We start from the raw sequence: 19,855 nt of genomic DNA, 5'->3' as shown, positions 1-19,855 counted from the left end.
ACAATGTTTTTTAGAAGTGGTACGATGTAACGGGTAAAGAAGGATACGAAGGAGTCGACATAAAATGAAGTTGAAGATGCATCGTCCAGCGCTTGTAATGAATCGCATAGGTGCTTCCCTAATTGACATGTTTTTAATCTCGGTTATGTATGGTGCAGTAGTAGCTGTTATGACCGGAAACTATAGTGCTATTTTTAATCGGTTTAATATAAGTTTCGGTGACTATAGATATGATCTCGCAGTAGTTTTCATATTAATGGTTCTATATTTTATTTTGTTACCTTTTATTTGGAACGGTGTTACACTTGGGAAAAAAATAACGAGAACAAAATTGATTTCATTGACGAGTGAAAAATTAACGTTGCAAACATTAACTTTACGATTTTTTGTATTGTTATTACCGAACATACTGTTACTTGGAATTCCGTTAATATGCAACGTATATATGATGTTGTTCCGCAAAGATAATTGCGGTTTTCATGATTTAATTACAAAGACAAAAGTGATGAATCTAGTATAATAAAAAACCTTTTTATGCTTGTACATAAAAAGGTTTTTTATTATGGAAGGATATTTTTCGAAGTAGAAAGTCCTTTTTCAATAGATTGAAAATTAAGAAAATGGTATAATAAATGAAAATAATATCTTTATATAATGAAGGGGGAAGCTGTAATGACGGGAGGTAGCATAATCTTTTGGGGGATTTTAATTTTCATTGGTCTCGTTTTCGATCAGTGTAATAGTAAGAAAAAAGAAGGAGTAAAAAAGTAATCGCTTACAAATAAAAGAGTACCTTTTCTTGCTTGCAGACTAATCTTATAAAGGAGTATACTGAATGACGGTAAGACTTATAGAAGGGGTAATGAAAATGAAGCTTGCAGGAAAAGTTGCTATCGTAACTGGCGGTGGCATCGGTATTGGACGTAATACAGCTCTTTTGTTGGCTAAACAAGGCGCAAAAGTAATTGTGACGGACATTGATCAAGATAGTGGACAAGCAACAGTGGAGGAAATTACGAATCTAGGCGGAGAAGCCCTTTTTGTATCCTACGATATGGAAAAACAAGGAGATTGGCAACGTGTTATCAGTATTACTTTGAATGCATTCAGTCGCATTGATATGCTTTTTCAAAATGCTGGTTTATATAAAATAGATTCTATTTTTTCTCGCCAACAAGAGAACGATTCCAATGTACTTTGTATTAATGACGTTTGGATAGAGATAAAACAATTAACGTCATCTTTTATGAAACAGCAAGAAGAAGTGGTGCTTAGTGACTTACCGATTTTCGGTATTATTAGCACGAAAGGACAATCATTTCATACAGTAGAAGCCCTAGTATAATAATGAAAACCGCCCTCAATGTATGTGGACGGTTTTTTTGTATGTTATATACAAGAAAATTTTTTTAGCGAATACGTTGTTCGGTTTGGCTATCAAAGAAATGCGCTTTATTTAAATCAAATGCTAATTTAATTTGGTCTCCAGGTGAGAATATATGTCTTGCATCAACACGTGCTGCAAAATCTTGATTTCCAAGTTTCATATATAAAATGGATTCAGCACCTAACAACTCAGCAACTTCAATTTTTGATGTGAAAGTAGTAGATTGTGAAGCCTCTAAAAATAGTAGTTCATCATGAATATCTTCAGGACGAATTCCTAAAACGATTTCCTTATTTACATAACCTTGTTCACGTAATAATTTCATTTTTCCTTCAGATACTTTGATTTTCAATGAATTATCTATAACGAAATCAGTTTCATTTAATGTACCACGGAAGAAATTCATAGCTGGAGAGCCAATAAATCCGCCAACAAAAATGTTTTCAGGTGTTTCATATACTTCTTTTGGAGTTCCAATTTGTTGAATCTTTCCGTCCTTCATAACAACAAGACGGGAAGCCATTGTCATTGCTTCTGTTTGATCATGTGTTACATAAATTGTCGTTGTTCCAAGGCGATGGTGTAACTTAGAAATTTCTGAGCGCATTGCAACACGGAGTTTTGCATCTAAGTTTGATAATGGTTCATCCATTAAGAAAACTTTCGCGTCTCGAACGATTGCTCTACCTAACGCAACACGTTGGCGTTGTCCACCTGATAACGCTTTTGGTTTTCTATCTAAATATTGTTCAAGCCCTAAAATTCGTGCGGCATCTTTCACACGACGATCGATTTCATCTTTTGGTATTTTTCGAAGCTTTAATCCAAATGCCATATTATCATATACACTCATATGTGGATAAAGAGCATAGTTTTGGAAAACCATTGCGATATCACGATCTTTTGGAGGAACATCATTCATTAGCTTACCATCAATTGAAAATTCTCCTTTTGAAATATCTTCAAGTCCAGCTACCATTCGTAATGTTGTAGATTTTCCGCATCCAGAAGGACCAACAAATACGATAAACTCTTTATCTTGAATGTGTAAATTAAAATCTGTTACAGCGGTTACGTTATTATCATATATTTTATAAATGTTTTCTAATTTCAGTTCTGCCATGGTATTTCCCCCTAGAAAAAATTATGCAAACGTTTTCTTTGAGTTTATTATAAACGAATAGATTCAAAAAATAAATAAAAAAATAAAACGTTTTCATTTATTCGAGTGATATGTAGTAGTTTTCATATGTTTTCCTAGAAAAAGAAGGATAAAAATTGTAAGCGCTATTTTAAATTAAGATAGAATCTGTTATCATTCATTAGTGAAAACGTTTGCGCCTTGGAGAAAGAGAAGAATGAATTACTAATGAAATGGGGTAGCATAATGGAAAAACAATGGTGGAAAGAAAGTGTAGTATATCAAATTTATCCTCGTAGCTTTATGGATAGTAATGGTGATGGTATAGGGGATCTTCGTGGTATTATTTCAAAGCTAGATTACTTAAAAGAATTAGGGATTGATGTAATTTGGTTATCGCCAGTCTATGAATCTCCAAATGATGATAATGGTTATGATATAAGTGATTATTGTAAAATTATGAACGAGTTCGGAACAATGGAAGATTGGGATGAGCTATTACATGAAATGCATGAACGTAATATGAAACTTATGATGGATTTAGTTGTTAATCATACTTCTGATGAACATAATTGGTTTATTGAATCACGTAAATCAACAGATAATAAATATAGAGATTACTATATATGGCGTTCTGGAAAAGAAGGGAAAGAGCCGAATAACTGGGGAGCAGCTTTTAGTGGATCTGCATGGCAATATGATGAAATGACAGATGAGTATTATTTACATCTGTTTTCTAAAAAACAGCCGGATTTAAATTGGGATAATGAACAGGTAAGACAAGATGTTTATGAAATGATGAAGTTTTGGTTAGAAAAAGGAATTGATGGATTCCGCATGGATGTTATCAATTTTATTTCTAAAGAAGAAAGTTTACCGACTGTTGAAACAGAAGAAGAGGGGTATGTTTCAGGTCATAAGCATTTTATGAACGGTCCAAATATTCATAAATATTTGCATGAAATGAATGAAGAAGTATTGTCTCATTATGATATTATGACGGTTGGCGAAATGCCTGGTGTAACGACAGAAGAAGCTAAATTGTATACAGGAGAAGCTAGAAAAGAACTACAAATGGTATTTCAATTTGAACATATGGATTTAGATTCAGGAGAAGGCGGAAAATGGGATGTAAAACCATGTCCACTTCTTACTTTAAAACAGAATTTAACAAAGTGGCAAAAAGCATTAGAGCATACAGGATGGAATAGCCTGTATTGGAATAACCATGATCAGCCGCGCGTTGTATCTCGTTTTGGTAATGATGGAATGTATCGTACTGAATCTGCGAAAATGTTAGCGACGGTGCTTCATATGATGAAAGGAACACCATATATTTATCAAGGAGAAGAAATCGGAATGACTAACGTTCGATTCGAATCAATTGATGAATATCGAGATATTGAAACGTTAAATATGTATAAAGAAAAAGTGATAGACCGTGGTGAAGATAAAGAAAAAGTCATGGAATCTATTTATATAAAAGGTCGTGATAATGCTAGAACTCCGATGCAGTGGGATGATCAGTATCACGCTGGATTTACAACGGGTGAACCTTGGATTACGGTAAACCCTAATTACAAAGAGATTAATGTGAAACAAGCAATCCAAGACGAAGGATCAATTTTTTATTACTATAAGAAATTGATTGAGTTACGCAAAAATAATGAAATAGTTGTGTATGGATCGTATGATTTAATACTAGATAATAGCCCTTCTATTTTTGCTTATGTAAGAACATATGGAGAAGAAAAGCTACTTGTGATTGCAAACTTCACTGCGGATCAATGTGTATTTGAATTGCCTGAGAACATTGTTTATAGTGAATCAGAACTGTTAATACACAATTATGACTCGGAAAATGGATTAATGGAAAACGTTACATTGCGTCCATATGAAGCAATGGTGTATAAATTGAAATAAGAAAAAGCCTTATGTCCGAGCGACATAAGGCTTTTTCTATTACCATTTTAATATTGAGAATCCGTGCGGTGGAAGTGTAACTTGTAATACACTTGCTTCTGCTGAAAATTCTTCGTTTGTATATATATTGACTATTTTCTTCCTTGTAATATGGATAGGGAGTGAAGCTGTAATTTCATCGTTAGTAGGATTTAAAACGAAAAAGATAGTTTCATCTCCATATGTTTTCGTATAAGAAATGTAATTATGTTCATCATTTGCTTCGATGAATTGGAATGTACCATGTCCTCCAAATGCTTTATATTGTTTTCGTAATGAAAGTAATGTTTGTATATGTGTAAATAATACATGGTCTTGTTCTTTTGTATCCCAAATCATACATTTGCGGCAATCCGGGTCCATGCCGCCATCCATACCGATTTCGTCTCCATAATAAATACAAGGAGAGCCGATGAAAGAAAGATGGAATACATAGAGTAACTTTAACTTATTTTTATCTCCGTTACATGTTGTTAATATTCTTGGTGTATCATGGCTGTCTAATAAATGAAATGCGGCTTCATTTATATTCATAGAGTAGGAATGTAGGGATTCTGTAATTTGTTTCATGAATTCACTTGCTTTAATGGAATTGTTAGCAAAGTAAGAAAGTAGAGCATTTGTAACAGGATAGCTCATGACAGCATCAAATTGATCTCCGTGTAGCCATGGGAGGGCGTCGTGCCAAATTTCTCCTAAAATATATACTTCAGGATTTAACGCCTTTATCTCACTTCGGAATTCTCTCCAAAAGCAGTGGTCAACTTCATTTGCTACATCAAGGCGCCAACCGTCTATATTGAATTCTCTTACCCAATAACGCCCTACTTCAAGTAAATATTCTTTTACATCTGGGTGTGCAGTATTTAATTTAGGCATATACGGTGTAAATGCGAAAGTATCATAATTAGGAAGTGGCTCGGTTATAATTGGGAATTCATGAATGTGGAACCACTCTTTATATGCTGACTTTTCACCATGTTCTAGTACGTCTTGGAATTTATCGAAAAAGTAGCCACTATGATTAAACACAGCATCGAGCATTACTTTTATACCGTGTTTATGACATGCCCCAACAAGTTCTTTGAAAGTTTCTTTCGTCCCGAATTGCGGATCGATTTCCATGTAGTCAATAGTGTCATATTTATGGTTTGAATGAGCTTTAAAAATAGGTGTGAAGTATATTCCAGAAATCCCAAGTTTAACAAGGTAATCAAGGTTTTGAATAATACCAGCAAAATCTCCTCCGAAAAAATTAGTTGGAGTTGGTTCGGTACTTCCCCAAGGGAGGGTGTTTGCTGGATTTAATGTGCTGTCCCCGTTAGCGAATCGTTCTGGGAAGATTTGATACCATACTGTGTCCTTAATCCAAGGTGGTGCCATGAAAACGTCTTTTGTATGAATGAATGGAAAGCAGAAAAAGTTACCGACATCGTCATCTGGAATGTTTGAGAAAAAGCCTCGTTCTGCATAAATAAGAGTTTCTGTCTCAGTTTTTAATTCGAATCCATAACGTAAGCGCTTAAATTTTGGTTCGATTGAAATGGACCAATAATCAAATAATGCAGTAGAACCAGTTTTGTTCATCGGCGTATTTGACGTAATCCATTTTCCATCTGTCCATTCGTAAGGGTCACCATAAATAAGAGTGGCGATTTGAACATCGTTTCTCTTAGTACGTATTCGGATGTGAATTGTTTTTTCATCGTAAGCGTATGCATAATTATCTTTCGGCCTATGGTAAACGGCTTCTTTAAGCATATAGAAAATCCCCCTTTAATATCTCTATACATATTATTCCCTTAAATGTAATAATAAAGCCTGTATTGCAAACGATTGCCTTTCTATTAGCTTTAATATTGCTTATAAGAGTAGTATTCATTTCATATAAAGTCAATGTATAAAGAGCATAATGACATTATTTTTAAAATTAATATTTGCAAAATGAATAAAAGAATGTATAATGATAGACAAATAGCGCAAACGTTTTCATAGATTTGAGATAGGGTTTGCGCTTCTATTAAACTTTCAAATGCAAACGTTTTCAATTAGTAAGGTACATAGACAATTTAGGGAGGTTTTTTGGGATGAAGAAAGCATTATCATTATTAACGGTTTCGGCATTATCAATTGGTATGTTATCTGCATGTGGGCCGAAAGATTCAGGGAAAAAAGAGGAAAGTAAAGCGAAGAAAGACTATGACCTTCTCGTTTGGGAAGATGATAAAAAAGGCGTTGGTTTAGAACCAGCAGTGAAAAGCTTTGAGGAAAAATATAAAGTAAAAGTAAAAGTTGTTGAAATGCAAATGACAGATCAAGTGAAGAAGTTACGTCTTGATGGACCAGCGGGGACTGGACCGGATGTTGTAACATTGCCACACGATCAAATCGGAAATGCAGTAACAGAGGGCTTACTTTCTGAAGTGAAAGCAGATGATGCTGTTAAGAGTAAGTTTACTGATTTATCAATAGAAGCACAGACATATAACGGGAAACTATATGGCTTACCAAAAGCGATTGAAACACCAGTCTTTATTTACAATAAAAAGTTTATGCAAAAAGCACCAGAAACAATGGACGAATTGTTTAACTTCTCAAAAGATTTTACAAAGGATGGCAAGTACGGATTTTTAACATTAGGAGATAATTTCTACTTTGCTAATGCATTCATGGCAGGTATGGGTGGTTATGTGTTTGGTGAAAAAGATGGAAAACCAAATGCAAGTGATGTTGGGTTAAATAATAGCGGTGCTGTACAAGGTGCTGAATATCTTCAGAAATGGTACAAAGAAAAACTATTCCCGAAAGGTATTATCGGTGAATCTGGTGGACCTGCTGCTGATGGATTATTTAATGAAGGAAAAGCAGCTTCTATCATGAACGGACCATGGGCGTTCCAAGCGATGGAAAAGAACGGAATTGATTATGGTGTTGCTCCAATGCCAAAATTACCAAATGGTCAACCGATGAAAACGTTCGTTGGGGTAAAAGGATGGCATGTAACAAGCTTTTCTAAACAAAATGATTTAGCTACTAAATTCACTGAATGGGTAACGAATGAAGAAAACGCGAAAATTAGATTTGAGAAAACGAAAGAAATTCCGCCAGTAAAATCAGTAATGGAAGATCCGATTATTAAAGATAACGAAGCTGCAAAAGCGGTTGCAACGCAATCAGAAAATGGAATTCCAATGCCAAACATTCCAGAAATGCAAGAAGTATGGAAACCAGCTGGAGATGCCCTTCAATTAGTTGTTACAGATAAAGAGGCGCCAAAAGCAGCTCTTGATAGTGCAGTGAAGCAAATTAAAGGTAATATTGAGGCAAATCATAACAAGAAAAAATAAGGTGAAGTTCGTGCCTCTAATATGAGGGGCACGAATTCTCTCCCTTCCAAGTAGGAAGAAAAAAGGGGGAAGGAATATGCAAACATCTATGGAACCAATGAAAGATATGAACGGTTCAAAACATAGGAAAATGGCAACCATGTTATCAATCATTCCGGGCGTGGGCCAAATGTATAATAAACAATTTGTAAAAGGTCTTATTTTTCTAGTATTAACAGGTTCATTTATTGTAGCCTTTGCTGATTTATTAAATATGGGATTATGGGGGATTGTAACGCTTGGTACAGAAGTTCCACGTGATCATTCTGTCTTTCTATTAGTGGAAGGGATCTTAGCACTTATCGTTATCGGGTTTGGACTCGGAATATATGCATTTAATTTATATGATGCGTATCAAAATGGAAAGAAACGTGATATCGGAACACCTTTAAACTCTGTAAAAGAGCAATACCGTAATTTATTAGATCAAGGCTTTCCGTATTTAATGGTTTCGCCAGGTTTTCTACTACTTATCTTTGTTGTTGTATTTCCAATCATTTTCGTAATTTTAATTGGATTTACGAACTATGATTTATATCATTCTCCTCCAGCTAAATTAGTAGATTGGGTGGGCTTTAAAAACTTTATTGATATTTTCACACTACCGATGTGGAGAGAGACATTTTTAAGTGTATTCTCTTGGACGGTCATTTGGACATTCGTTGCAACGACATTACAAGTTGCACTCGGTATTTTTTTAGCGATTATCGTAAATCAGCCTGGTATTAAAGGGAAGGCAATTATTCGAACAATCTTCATTTTACCGTGGGCTGTTCCAGCATTCGTATCTATTCTTGTTTTCTCTGGTATGTTTAATGAAACATTTGGAGCAATTAACAATCAAGTATTGGCGTTATTCGGAATTGAAAAGATAGCTTGGATGACAGATCCATTTTGGGCGAAGATAGCTTTAATTATGATTCAAACGTGGCTTGGGTTCCCATTCGTCTTTGCAATGACAACAGGTATTTTGCAATCGATTCCAGGAGAATTATATGAAGCGGCTACAGTAGATGGAGCGACAGCTTGGCAACAGTTTCGTAAAATTACATTGCCACTTGTTTTATATGCAACAGCACCAATATTAATTACGCAATATACGTTTAACTTTAATAACTTTAGTATTATCTATCTATTTAACGGCGGAGGTCCTGCTGTAGCTGGACAAGATGCAGGTGGAACAGATATTTTAATTTCATGGATTTATAAGTTGACGATGACTTCAGCGCAGTACGGGAAAGCAGCAGCTCTTACAATGATTTTATCGTTAATCGTTATTACAGTTGCGTTATGGCAATTTAAGAGAACAAAATCATTCCAAGAAGAGGATATGATGTAAATGAATATTAAAAGACAGAAGATGTTACGTCTCTCATTAAGCTATTTCGTTATTTTTGTAATGTGTGCCATCATTTTCTATCCATTATTATGGATTATTGGCTCATCGTTTAATCCGGGTGATAGTTTATCTGGATCAAGTATTATTCCGCAAAATGCAACGTTAGATCATTATCGTAAGTTATTAGATCTAGAGAATAGTAATTACTTACTTTGGTATAAAAACACATTAAAAGTAAGTGTTTTAACGATGATTTTCTCAGTGTTAGCAATTAGTTTTACTGCTTATGCATTTTCGAGATACCGTTTTGTTGGAAGAAAAAATGGCTTACTAACATTTTTAATTCTGCAAATGATTCCGAACTTTGCAGCGTTAATCGCTCTATACGTATTAGCGCAGTTAACAGGATTAATTGATACACACCTTGCATTAATTTTAATTTATGTAGGCGGGGCAATCCCTATGAATACATGGCTTATGAAAGGGTATTTTGATACGATTCCGAAAGAATTGGATGAGTCAGCTCGTATGGATGGAGCAGGGCATTTTCGTATTTTTTGGCAAATCATTATGCCGCTTGCAAAGCCAATCGTAGCGGTTGTAGCGTTATTCACTTTCATCGGTCCATTTACAGATTTCATTTTAGCGAGTATCATTTTGCGCACACCAGAAAATTATACTTTAGCAGTTGGATTATATGAAATGGTAGCGAAGAAATTTGGTAATGAATTTACGACGTTTGCAGCGGGTTCAGTATTAATTGCAATCCCAATTTCAATTTTATTCTTATCACTACAAAAATACTTTATCTCTGGTTTAACAGCTGGAGGTACGAAAGGATGAAAAATGGGACATTACGTCCCATTTTTCTTTTCATCTCCCTATAAAAAGCTTTATAGGGAGATGAAAAGAGATTTGACATCACATGTGAAAATAAGTGAAATAAATAGTATATTATAGTATAGGAAAAAAGAGCTATATCCCTTACAATACATGGAGAGGGAGAATATGATAAGTTTTGCAAGATAAAATAAAAAAATGAAAGTTTATGACTTCTCCTATGACTTGCAACGAGTGCAAGATAAAATATATGAAAAATGGCAGAAAAGTGAGAGGAGGGGATTTTTTATGACAGTTACAATTAAAGATGTGGCGAAGAAGGCGAACGTAGCACCATCAACTGTTTCTCGTGTAATTGCTGATAATCCAAGTATAAGTGAAAAGACAAAGCGCCGTGTTCGAAAAGTAATGAGTGAATTAGGATATCATCCAAATTTAAATGCAAGAAACCTTGCGAACCAAACGACGAAGACACTTGGTCTTGTTATGCCAAGCTCTGCAAGTAAAGCTTTTCAAAATCCGTTTTTCCCGGAAGTTATAAGAGGAATTAGTTCATTTGCACATGTGGAAGGGTATGCACTTTATATGTCGACAGGTGAAACGGAAGATGAAATTTTTAATGGTGTTGTAAAAATGGTACAAGGGCGTCAAATTGGTGGTATTATTCTTTTATATTCAAGAGAGAACGATCGGATTATTCAATACTTGCATGACCAAAACTTCCCGTTTGTTTTAATTGGAAAACCATATGATCGAAAAGATGAAATCACATATGTAGATAATGACAATTATACAGCTGCAAGAGAAGTGGCAGAATATTTAATTTCACTAGGACATAAACAGGTCGCGTTCATTGGTGGTGGCTCAGATTTACTTGTAACAAGAGATCGTTTAGCAGGTATGAGTGATGCTTTAAAATTAGCAGACATTGTATTACCGAAAGAGTATATTTTACATTTTGATTTTTCAAGGGAAAGTGGTCAACAAGCCGTTGAAGAGTTAATGGGACTAAAACAACCACCGACAGCAATTATAGCTACGGATGATTTAATTGGACTTGGTGTGTTAAGTGCGCTTTCTAAAAAAGGACTCGTTGTACCGAAAGACGTTTCAATTGTAAGCTTTAATAATGCTTTATTATCAGAAATTGCGAGTCCGCCGCTTTCAACAGTTGATGTGAATATATATCAGTTAGGATATGAAGCAGCAAAAGCTTTAGTTGATAAAGTGGAGAATGCTGAATCTACTGCCAAGTGTATCATTATTCCGCATAAATTATTGAAGCGTCAAACATGTGATCATTATGCATAAAAAAAGCTAGGAGTTTAACTCTTAGCTTTTTTTTGTAGAAAGGCTTCTAAACGATCACAGCCTTCTTTTAAAGTTTCGATACTATATGCATAGGAAAGGCGAAGATAACCTTCACCATACTCAGAAAATGCTGTTCCAGGAACGATGGCTAGTCCAGCTTCTTTTACTAGATCAAGTGCAAAATCAAATGATGAAGATGTTAAATGGCCAACATATGGGAATAAGTAAAATGCACCTGTTGGTTTTTCAACTGTTAGCCCCATTTGAGTGAGTCTATTATATACGTAATCACGGCGTTTTTTGTATTGGTGGCGCATCATCTTCGGTGCGTCTTTAGCGGCAGTTAATGCTTCGATTGCAGCATATTGAGCGATTGAAGTAGCACATGTTACATTGTATTGATGAACTTTTAAAATATGTCCTGCTAAATAGCTTGGTGCAAATAAAAGTCCAACACGCCAGCCAGTCATAGAATGTGATTTAGATAAACCGTTAATGACGATCGTCTTTTCACGCATTTCTGGGAAATGGGCGATAGATGTGTGTTTTTCTTCGTATACAAGTTCGCTGTAAATTTCATCTGAAAGAACAAAAATATTTTTATCTTTTAAGACTGATACAATATCTTTTAATTCTTCTTTTGATAAAGTTACACCAGTTGGATTAGAAGGATATGGCAGTACGACGCATCTCGTTTTTTCTGTAATAGCATTTTCTAGTGCTGCAGCAGTTAAACGAAATCCAGTTTCACGAACATCTACAAAAATTGGCGTTGCGCCGCATAGTCGAATAATAGGCTCGTAACCAGGATAAATAGGAGCAGGCAAAATTACTTCTGTCCCGGGCTCTAAAATCGTTCGGAATGCAACGTCAATTGCTTCACTAGCACCGATTGTAACGATGGTTTCGTTTTCAGCTGAATAATGTAAATCGTAGTTATCTTTTACAAAGTTACAAGCGGCCTTTCGTAATTCTAGTAAACCAGCGTTATGTGTGTAGCTTGTATAATTTTCTGTAATGGCCCGTTTTGCCGCTTCTTTTACGAGAGAAGGTGTAGGGAAATCGGGTTGCCCAATTGTTAAAGAGATAAGATTATCATAGTTTTGAATCATATTAGAGAATTGGCGGATTCCAGAAATTTGGATGTCCTTTACTCTAGGATTAATGAATTGTTCCATTGTATCTCCCTTTCTTCCGTTTGAAAATTAAGTTCATTTTATCATACTTTCTATGATTACGCTTTGTATATGAAATTTAGAAAGAGAGAACAGAAAAAAAGCCGCTATAAGCGACTTTTTAGTATCCGTATTCCCAATCTATTTCATCTTCATTCCAAAGTACAGAGGATACTTTGCCAAGGTGAACAACTGATTCGTTCACAGCACATGTGCAATCTGCTTCTCCTGTTTTATGCTGTAATTCCTCATACACTGATTTTTCAACATTTTCTAGAACTACCAAATTTTCTTCTTTTAAAACAAGCGTAGTACCTGCCATATTTATCTTCCTCCTACTAAAGTAATGATCACTTATTTGTAAACATAGATAGTATGGATTATATGCTGTATTTTACTATAGTTGTCCGTCTAGTGAAGTATTTTTTATATTTTCTTTGTAATCCGTATTCATTGTATACTGCATGAAGGAAATTTGGTACAGGGTTTACAATCATTTCGAAAATCTGTAACAATTAATATGTGTTGTTAACAAAGAATTAACAAATATGTTAAGAAAAATCAAAATTTTAAAACAAATACACTAATAAAATGATATAATCATATCAAAATACATATAGGGGATGAGAGGCTATGGAGCTTATCCGTGATTTATTGATCCAAATTGCCATCATTATTTTGCCATTATTTTTATATGAAGCGATTCGTTTAAATCGCTATCAAGAAATGCCTCCGAAGCCGAATCGTTACTTTATTATGTTTTTATCTAGCGTTACGCTCGTTCTCTCCATGACATATTCTATTTGTTTTGACAATGTTTGCGGGTATAACTTTCACCCAATCCCAATTGTCAGTGGTTTTTTATATGGTGGGATTGTCGGTTTAATCCCAGCAGTTATTTTTGTTACATATGAATGGGCACTAAAAGGAATGAGCATTCTTCCAGTTGTAGAAGTAATATTTCTATTGATAGTTCCATTGTTCTTATCAAAGAAATGGTCTCTTTTTTCAAGGGATAAGAAGCTAATTTTAGCATTTATGATTTCGTCATTTTATGTGTTGGTTTTTCTAGTATTTGGTATAATTAATGTGCTGTTAGAAACAGGTTTTACACCGTATATTTCGCAAATATATAGCGGATTTATATTTGCCTCGCTTATTATGGTTATGACTATGGTATTTCAGGTGTATTTAACGGAATATTTAAATGAAAACGCATTACTACGTACTGAGATGCAAAAATCAGAAAAACTTAATATCGTAAGTGAATTAGCAGCAAGTGTTGCACATGAGGTTCGAAATCCGCTCACTGTTGTTCGTGGATTTATCCAATTGCTAGAAAGTACGGAAGAAGTGAAGAATAAGGACTATATGCGTCTCGTATTAGCTGAATTAGATCGGGCGGAACAAATTATTTCAGATTATTTAAATTTGGCAAGACCGCAAATTGAGAAAAAAGAACACATTTGTTTATCCGCGCAACTTATAGAAATGACTACTTTAATGTCATCATTTGCAGCGATGCAAGGTGTATATTTGCAAGTTGAGATTTCTGAGAGCCTTTATACGATTGGTGATAAGACGAAATTGAAGCAAGCTATTATGAATGTTGTTAAAAATGGTATTGAAGCAATTCAAGGAAATAAAGGATATTTAAAAGTAACGGCTGTTCAAAAAGACGAAACAATCGTAATAAGAGTTAAAGATAGTGGCGTTGGTATGACAAAAGAACAGTTAGCAAGGCTTGGACAACCGTATTATTCTTTAAAAGAAAAAGGGACAGGATTAGGACTTATGGTGACATTTAGTATTTTACAAGCGCATAATGGTACACTGGAATATAAAAGCGAAAGCGGAAAAGGTACTGAAGCGATTATTATATTACCAGCTGTAAGAAATAAGGAATAAAAGTTACCGATGGAAGGTAACTTTTTATTTTATATTGTTTATTCGTTTGTTCTTTCTTGTTTTGTTCGGCTAAATAAACTTTTAAATGAATGGAAGAAACCTTGTTCTTTTGAGGCGGCGACCATTCTTTTTGTTTCTTGAATTTCGCGAATAACTTGCATAAGTTGTGTATCACGGTTACTGTCTTTATTATAAATTTGATTAACGAGTTTATTCATTTTTTCTTCTTGCTTGGATTCTCGTTTATACATATGATTCATTAACAAATCCATCTTTTCTTTTTGCAAGGCATCTGTTTGAGCGGCGTGATCAACTAACTCTTGTAGCATTTTTTCTTGAGAGCCTTCTTTTACATAAACTTGTTGCATCAATTCATCTAATTTTTCATCTTTCAAACGATTTTGTGTAATTAGAGTAGAATTTTGATGAATAATTGCTTCATTTAATTGAGCGAGCATTTCGAGTTTTAACATGAACTCCTCAAAGTTACGCCCATCTTCTTTTTCTTTCGTTTGTATTTCTTGCTTATCTTGTATAGCGGGTACAGGCGGGGCCTCTTTTTCTTTTAAAATAATAGGTATCGTTTCTGAAATATCTTCTTGCAGTTTAGCAGCTCTTTCATGTATAGATTTCAATAGTTTTAAATCATCCAGTTTATAAATACGAGCATCAGCTGTTTTTGAAATGATATAACCATGTTCCTCTAACAGTCGGCTATATTTACGGACTATATGTTTTGGGATGCCTGTTTTATTCGTGACATCTTTTGTTTTATAGATAGCTTCCATGTTATTTCCTCCCCAAAAAGTATCGTATATATCATTTCAATCTTTTTATGAGGACTTCCTTTGAAAAAGAATGTCGGAAGGTTATTAGTTTTCTACAGCATTAGTGAAAAGATGAAGAAAAATGAGAGATTTTTGGCGGAATGGCGAAGAAGAGCTAAAATAATGTCTGAAAACATATACAGGAGAAGTTTGTTATAATAACGGAGGAAAAGAAACTGGTAGAATCATGGAGGTATACATGAAGCAATTAAAAGGTATTATCATTTCAATTATTGCAATTCTTTCTATTGTAGTAGCGGTGTATGAAGTACTTGTTCCAGAGGAAACAAGTATCAAAAAAACGAATGCGTATGATCAAGTTCTAGAATTTCCGAAAGAGCGATATCCAGAGACAGGGAAACATATTACGGATGCTATAAAAGAAGGGCATTCAGAAGTTTGTACAATTGATCGTGGTGGTGCTGGAGATAGAAGGAAATTATCGTTAGCTCCATATCCATCAAAAAAAGGCTATGATCGTGATGAATGGCCAATGGCGATGTGTAAAGAAGGCGGAAAAGGGGCGCATATTGAATATATAAGTCCAGCGGATAATCGCGGAGCAGGTTCTTGGGTAGGAAATAAGTTAGATAAATATCCAGATGGTACGCGTGTGAAATTTGAAGTGAAGTAGTGTTACATATTTCATAATGAAGGAGAAGGGGAACGATGGAGTTAACAATTTCTTATTCACAATTAATGTTGATGAACTATGACGGTGAACAGCCTTACGTAGACTGGACGGATGAAGATTTTGATAGAGGTTATGCTAAGGCGGATGGAACTGTTATTTTTGAAGCACTTTCTGATTATACTTGTGAAGTAAAAGTGACTTGTGGAAAACATATTGAGAAAGAAGAAGTAATTAGAACAGTTACGGTTCCTTTTACAGTTAAAAATGAATGTATCGTTGTAACGAGTATTCTTTCAAATAAATTTCAAATTCCTATTCCAAATGGTGAGTATACAGTTGTATTGCAGGTAATTCCTCTTGAAGAACCAACGGATGATGAGTTATATAAACTACAATACGAATTCTTTTTTGAAAGTAAAGAATAAAAAATGGGTTATCCTAAGGAAGGATAACCCATTTTTGTTATGCATTTGTTTTTAAAAGGGAACGAGCATCTTTTGCTGCTTGCACCATGTGTTCTAAAGCTGGAATAACTTCTTCCGTTTTTCTTGTTTTTAAACCACAGTCAGGATTAATCCAGAAATATTTAGGATCACATACTTGTAAAGATTGTTCTACGATTTCAAACATTTCATCTTTACTTGGTACACGTGGGCTATGAATATCGTATACCCCTAGACCGATCCCTTTTTCATATGTTGTATGTTTTAATGTATCAATAAATTCTCCGTGACTACGTGATGTTTCGATAGAAATGACATCCGCATCTAATGCACGAATAGCATCTACAATATCTTCGAAGTTACTGTAACACATGTGCGTATGAATTTGCGTTTCATTGGCTACAGAAGATGTTGCTAAAAGGAAGGATTGAACTGCCCATGTAATATATGCATCCCAATCTTTTTCTTTTAGTGGCATTCCTTCACGAAGCGCTGGCTCATCGACTTGGATTACTCTAATTCCAGACGATTCAAGTAATTCAATTTCATGACGAAGTGCTAATGCAATTTGATAGGAAACTTCTTTTCTTGAAATATCATTTCGAACGAATGACCAATTTAAAATAGTGACAGGTCCAGTTAGCATACCTTTTACTACTTTTTCTGTTAAGCTTTGTGCGTATACAGTTTCTTTAATAGTCATTCCATTTATAAAGGCAACATCACCATAAATAACAGGTGGTTTCACGCAACGGGAACCATACGATTGTACCCAACCGTTTTTAGTGAAGGAGAAACCAGCAAGACGTTCACCGAAGTATTCGACCATGTCAGTTCTTTCAAATTCACCATGAACAAGAACATCAAGACCGATTTCTTCTTGGTAACGAATCCATTTTTCTGTTTCTTTTTCAATAAATTGCCCATATTGTTCATTTGAGATAACGCCGTTACGCCATTCTTTTCGCGTTTGACGAACTTCAGTTGTTTGCGGGAAGCTACCGATAGTTGTTGTTGGTAACAACGGTAACTGCAGAGCAACTTGTTGTAATTCGTATCGTTTTTCAAATGGAAGAGGGCGTGAAAAATCTTCTTCTTTTAGTGCTGTTCGTGCTGCTTTGACATCTTCTCTGTTACGTGCACCAGATGAACGTATTGTATGGTGCGCATTGCGATATGTTTCAAGTTCGTTACTAATGCTTTCTGTACCTTGAGTCAAAGCAGAATGAATAAGAACTAGTTCTTCTAATTTTTGGTTTGCAAATGCTAGTGCATCAAATAGTTCAGTCGATAAGTGAGTTTCCTCGGTTTTATCAATTGGTGAATGCAATAAACTACAAGAAGGCTGAACGATGAAATCTTTCGTTTGGACTTGTTTTTGTAACGTTGTAAATAACGTAAGAATTTCATCAAGGTCCGCTCTCCAAATGTTACGGCCATCTATACAACCGACTGCTAAAGTTTTGTCAGCTGGGAATCCGTATTTCGCAATAGCATTTAAATTACCTTCTTTACCGTGAACGAAATCTAAACCAACACTAGATACAGGGAATGTAATAATTTCTTCATAGTTTTCTTCTACACTATCAAAATATGTTTGTAAAAGAAGATTCGCGTTTGGAACTTCTTTACGAATAGTTTCATAAATTTCTTTCGCATGCTGAATTTCTTCTTTAGTTAAAGAAGCGAAAATCGGTTCATCAACTTGAATGATTTGTGCACCAGCCGCATGTAGTTCTGAAAGTAGTTGTACGTAAGGTGTAACTAACTGTTTTAAAATAGTAGCAAATTGATCTTGTTTATAGCCTTTTGCTAATTTTAAGAAAGTATATGGTCCTAAAATAACAGGCTTTCCATCTACGCCTAATTCTTGTTTTGCCTCTTCGTATAAGCGAAGTGGACGATTATCTTTTAAAGAGATTTGTAATCCCTCTTCATATTCAGGAACAATATAATGATAGTTTGTGTTAAACCATTTAGTCATTTCGGAAGCTACGTGATCTTTAGAGCCACGCGCCATTGCAAAATATACATCAAGGTAAGATGTAAACTCAGAAAAACGTGACGGGATAAAACCTAACATATAAGCAGTATCCAGAACGTGATCATAATATGTAAAATCGCCGACTGGAATGAGTTCAATTCCTTTTTCTTGCTGTACTTTTACGTGTTGAAGGCGAATTTCTTTCATCGTTGTTAAAAATTGTTCTTCATCAATTTTATTGGACCAAAAAGCTTCCAATGTTTTTTTCCATTCTCGTTGTAGTCCGATACGTGGATAACCTAAGTTACTTGTTTGAATTGCCATTTTAAATTCCTCCCTAATTGAAAGTAAGCATTTCCGTTTACTAGGAAATACTTATAACAAAAAGTACAAAGACATAGAAAATAAGCCTTCCTTTTTGTTTTAACACCTCATCATCATCCGTGAATCTATCAGTGTTGTTAAAACAGGCAGGTCTCCTGACTTATGCTTCATATAATTTCTTTCACCTTCCCGTTCTCACAGTGGCACTAACAAAGAAATCTCAGCATTTACAGTGGCGGGACCGTGTTGGAGTTTCACCAAGCTTCCCTTTTAAACACGAAACGAAATTTTCGTGTACCTATTTTCCTTTTGAAAGGAATTTAACAAGCGATATGATATTGAAACAAATTCTAACACAATTTTTGGAATTTTGTCTACTGTTTTAAAATAAGAAAATTCTAAAGGTTTTATTTCTTAATATTCTGAATAATTTAGGTGTTTTTCAGATTAATGATATATAATGGAATGTGAAAATATAGAAAAATTGAGCGAGTAAAGAAGACGTTCCCTCTTCTTTACTCGCTCAATTTTCATCTACATCAAATTTTGAAAGTCGTCCTGCTATGGCATCGTTAAGGAGGGTGCTTAACCATTGTAATTCAACGGTAATATGCTCAATAACACTTTGTAAAATATATAGTTGTGCACGTGGAATTTTTCCTTTACTGCAATCATATATAGTTTGCATTTTATGTAAATATTGAACGGTATCATGTTTCTTTTTTTCTAAAATTGGAACTAATTCTTGATCATCACCAAAATGAGTGAAAGAAAGTGCTGAATAAATTGGTTTATATATTTGGTTTTTTGCTTCGAACTGTTTTAAGAGTAACGTGTGAAATAGTTGTTTACCTTCCTCTGTTATATGAAAGATTGTTTTATCTGGTCTATTCGTATCACGAACAATAGTTGTAATGCGAATTGCACCTTGCTTTTCTAATTGCTCGAAGGCGTAATAAAGTGATCCTTTTGCATATTTAATATAATAATCCATCTGTCTTTCTTTCATTATGTGCTGCACTTCATATGGATGTTTATCTCCTTCGAGTAGCAAGCCGAGAATGACTAATTTCATGCTCATTCTGTCTCAACTCCTGTACATAAAAACTGTATCCCTACTAATTAAAGTTTGATTTTATACATATTATAAACGGCATATCCTTTTTCATAAAGGGATATGCCGTTCCTTTTTTA

At 34.6% G+C, this 19,855-nt stretch carries 18 protein-coding genes and 1 riboswitch; of the genes, 11 read left to right on the top strand and 7 right to left on the bottom strand.

All coding sequences use genetic code 11. The features are described 5' to 3' along the window. The first annotated feature begins 64 nt into the window (after positions 1-64). The 3 genes from ACS2MN_RS13655 to ACS2MN_RS13645 all read left to right on the top strand — a co-directional run bounded on the left by ACS2MN_RS13655 (position 65) and on the right by ACS2MN_RS13645 (position 1,345). Entirely contained in the window at positions 65-520 is a 456-nt protein-coding gene (locus ACS2MN_RS13655) for an RDD family protein (protein ID WP_000769092.1), read from the top strand. A 152-nt stretch (positions 521-672) separates the two neighbouring features. Further along, on the top strand, positions 673-771 hold the full coding sequence (locus ACS2MN_RS13650) for a hypothetical protein (RefSeq protein WP_000145635.1): 99 nt from the start codon (positions 673-675) through the stop codon (positions 769-771). 64 nt (positions 772-835) lie between these two features. Beyond that, the gene (locus ACS2MN_RS13645) at positions 836-1,345 is read left to right on the top strand and encodes an SDR family NAD(P)-dependent oxidoreductase (RefSeq protein WP_000218407.1); all 510 of its coding nucleotides are present in this window, start codon (positions 836-838) and stop codon (positions 1,343-1,345) included. Positions 1,346-1,409: 64 nt separating this feature from the next. Here ACS2MN_RS13645 and ACS2MN_RS13640 read toward each other — a convergent pair whose 3' ends face one another. Next, entirely contained in the window at positions 1,410-2,510 is a 1,101-nt protein-coding gene (locus ACS2MN_RS13640; protein ID WP_224992976.1) for an ABC transporter ATP-binding protein, read from the bottom strand. A 264-nt stretch (positions 2,511-2,774) separates the two neighbouring features. Here ACS2MN_RS13640 and malL point away from each other — a divergent pair, with 264 nt between their 5' ends. Further along, entirely contained in the window at positions 2,775-4,451 is a 1,677-nt protein-coding gene (gene malL / locus ACS2MN_RS13635; RefSeq protein WP_000415213.1) for an oligo-1,6-glucosidase, read from the top strand. 39 nt (positions 4,452-4,490) lie between these two features. Here malL and ACS2MN_RS13630 read toward each other — a convergent pair whose 3' ends face one another. Then, on the bottom strand, positions 4,491-6,251 hold the full coding sequence (locus tag ACS2MN_RS13630) for an alpha-glycosidase (RefSeq protein ID WP_000910468.1): 1,761 nt from the start codon (positions 6,249-6,251) through the stop codon (positions 4,491-4,493). Between the two features lie 326 nt (positions 6,252-6,577). Between ACS2MN_RS13630 and ACS2MN_RS13625 the strand changes: the two genes are divergently transcribed. From ACS2MN_RS13625 to malR, 4 genes are all read left to right on the top strand, one after another. Continuing rightward, positions 6,578-7,837: an extracellular solute-binding protein gene (locus tag ACS2MN_RS13625; RefSeq protein WP_000709915.1), complete on the top strand. Its 1,260-nt coding sequence runs from the start codon at positions 6,578-6,580 to the stop codon at positions 7,835-7,837. Between the two features lie 76 nt (positions 7,838-7,913). Next, positions 7,914-9,215 carry a maltosaccharide ABC transporter permease MalC gene (gene malC, locus ACS2MN_RS13620; protein ID WP_001195001.1) on the top strand — a complete coding sequence of 434 codons (1,302 nt, stop codon included), beginning with the start codon at positions 7,914-7,916 and terminating at the stop codon, positions 9,213-9,215. Then, entirely contained in the window at positions 9,216-10,058 is an 843-nt protein-coding gene (malD, locus tag ACS2MN_RS13615; RefSeq protein WP_001022595.1) for a maltosaccharide ABC transporter permease MalD, read from the top strand. Positions 10,059-10,343: 285 nt separating this feature from the next. After that, positions 10,344-11,366, top strand: coding sequence for a maltose operon transcriptional repressor MalR (gene malR, locus ACS2MN_RS13610; protein ID WP_000219033.1), 1,023 nt, complete (start codon positions 10,344-10,346; stop codon positions 11,364-11,366). A gap of 14 nt (positions 11,367-11,380) precedes the next feature. Here malR and ACS2MN_RS13605 read toward each other — a convergent pair whose 3' ends face one another. Both ACS2MN_RS13605 and ACS2MN_RS13600 read right to left on the bottom strand, forming a co-directional pair. After that, complete coding sequence (locus tag ACS2MN_RS13605; protein WP_000434561.1) at positions 11,381-12,544, bottom strand: aminotransferase A; 1,164 nt, start codon at positions 12,542-12,544, stop codon at positions 11,381-11,383. Between the two features lie 118 nt (positions 12,545-12,662). Continuing rightward, entirely contained in the window at positions 12,663-12,863 is a 201-nt protein-coding gene (locus ACS2MN_RS13600) for a hypothetical protein (protein WP_000929282.1), read from the bottom strand. 311 nt (positions 12,864-13,174) lie between these two features. Between ACS2MN_RS13600 and kinB the strand changes: the two genes are divergently transcribed. Continuing rightward, positions 13,175-14,449, top strand: a complete 1,275-nt coding sequence (gene kinB / locus ACS2MN_RS13595) for a sporulation sensor histidine kinase KinB (protein ID WP_000420362.1) — start codon at positions 13,175-13,177, stop codon at positions 14,447-14,449. A gap of 38 nt (positions 14,450-14,487) precedes the next feature. On the opposite strand, the gene ACS2MN_RS13590 is transcribed toward kinB, so the two are convergent. Continuing rightward, positions 14,488-15,237, bottom strand: coding sequence for a DUF3967 domain-containing protein (locus ACS2MN_RS13590; protein WP_000387502.1), 750 nt, complete (start codon positions 15,235-15,237; stop codon positions 14,488-14,490). Positions 15,238-15,475: 238 nt separating this feature from the next. On the opposite strand from ACS2MN_RS13590, the gene nucA reads away from it, so the two are divergent. After that, on the top strand, positions 15,476-15,910 hold the full coding sequence (nucA, locus tag ACS2MN_RS13585) for a DNA-entry nuclease (protein ID WP_000811503.1): 435 nt from the start codon (positions 15,476-15,478) through the stop codon (positions 15,908-15,910). 35 nt (positions 15,911-15,945) lie between these two features. Beyond that, complete coding sequence (locus ACS2MN_RS13580) at positions 15,946-16,335, top strand: competence protein ComJ (RefSeq protein ID WP_000424021.1); 390 nt, start codon at positions 15,946-15,948, stop codon at positions 16,333-16,335. 37 nt (positions 16,336-16,372) lie between these two features. Here the strand turns inward: ACS2MN_RS13580 and metE are convergent, their stop codons facing one another. Then, on the bottom strand, positions 16,373-18,661 hold the full coding sequence (gene metE / locus ACS2MN_RS13575; protein WP_001007622.1) for a 5-methyltetrahydropteroyltriglutamate--homocysteine S-methyltransferase: 2,289 nt from the start codon (positions 18,659-18,661) through the stop codon (positions 16,373-16,375). A gap of 128 nt (positions 18,662-18,789) precedes the next feature. Further along, positions 18,790-18,978: riboswitch (cobalamin riboswitch) on the bottom strand. 206 nt (positions 18,979-19,184) lie between these two features. Then, complete coding sequence (locus ACS2MN_RS13570; protein ID WP_000062081.1) at positions 19,185-19,742, bottom strand: PadR family transcriptional regulator; 558 nt, start codon at positions 19,740-19,742, stop codon at positions 19,185-19,187. Positions 19,743-19,855: the final 113 nt, after the last annotated feature.

This window comes from Bacillus cereus group sp. BceL062 (assembly GCF_051780025.1).
GTDB lineage: Bacteria > Bacillota > Bacilli > Bacillales > Bacillaceae_G > Bacillus_A > Bacillus_A toyonensis.
The sequence above is the reverse complement of the archived record's forward strand: the minus strand, read 5'-3'. Positions and strand labels throughout refer to the sequence as shown.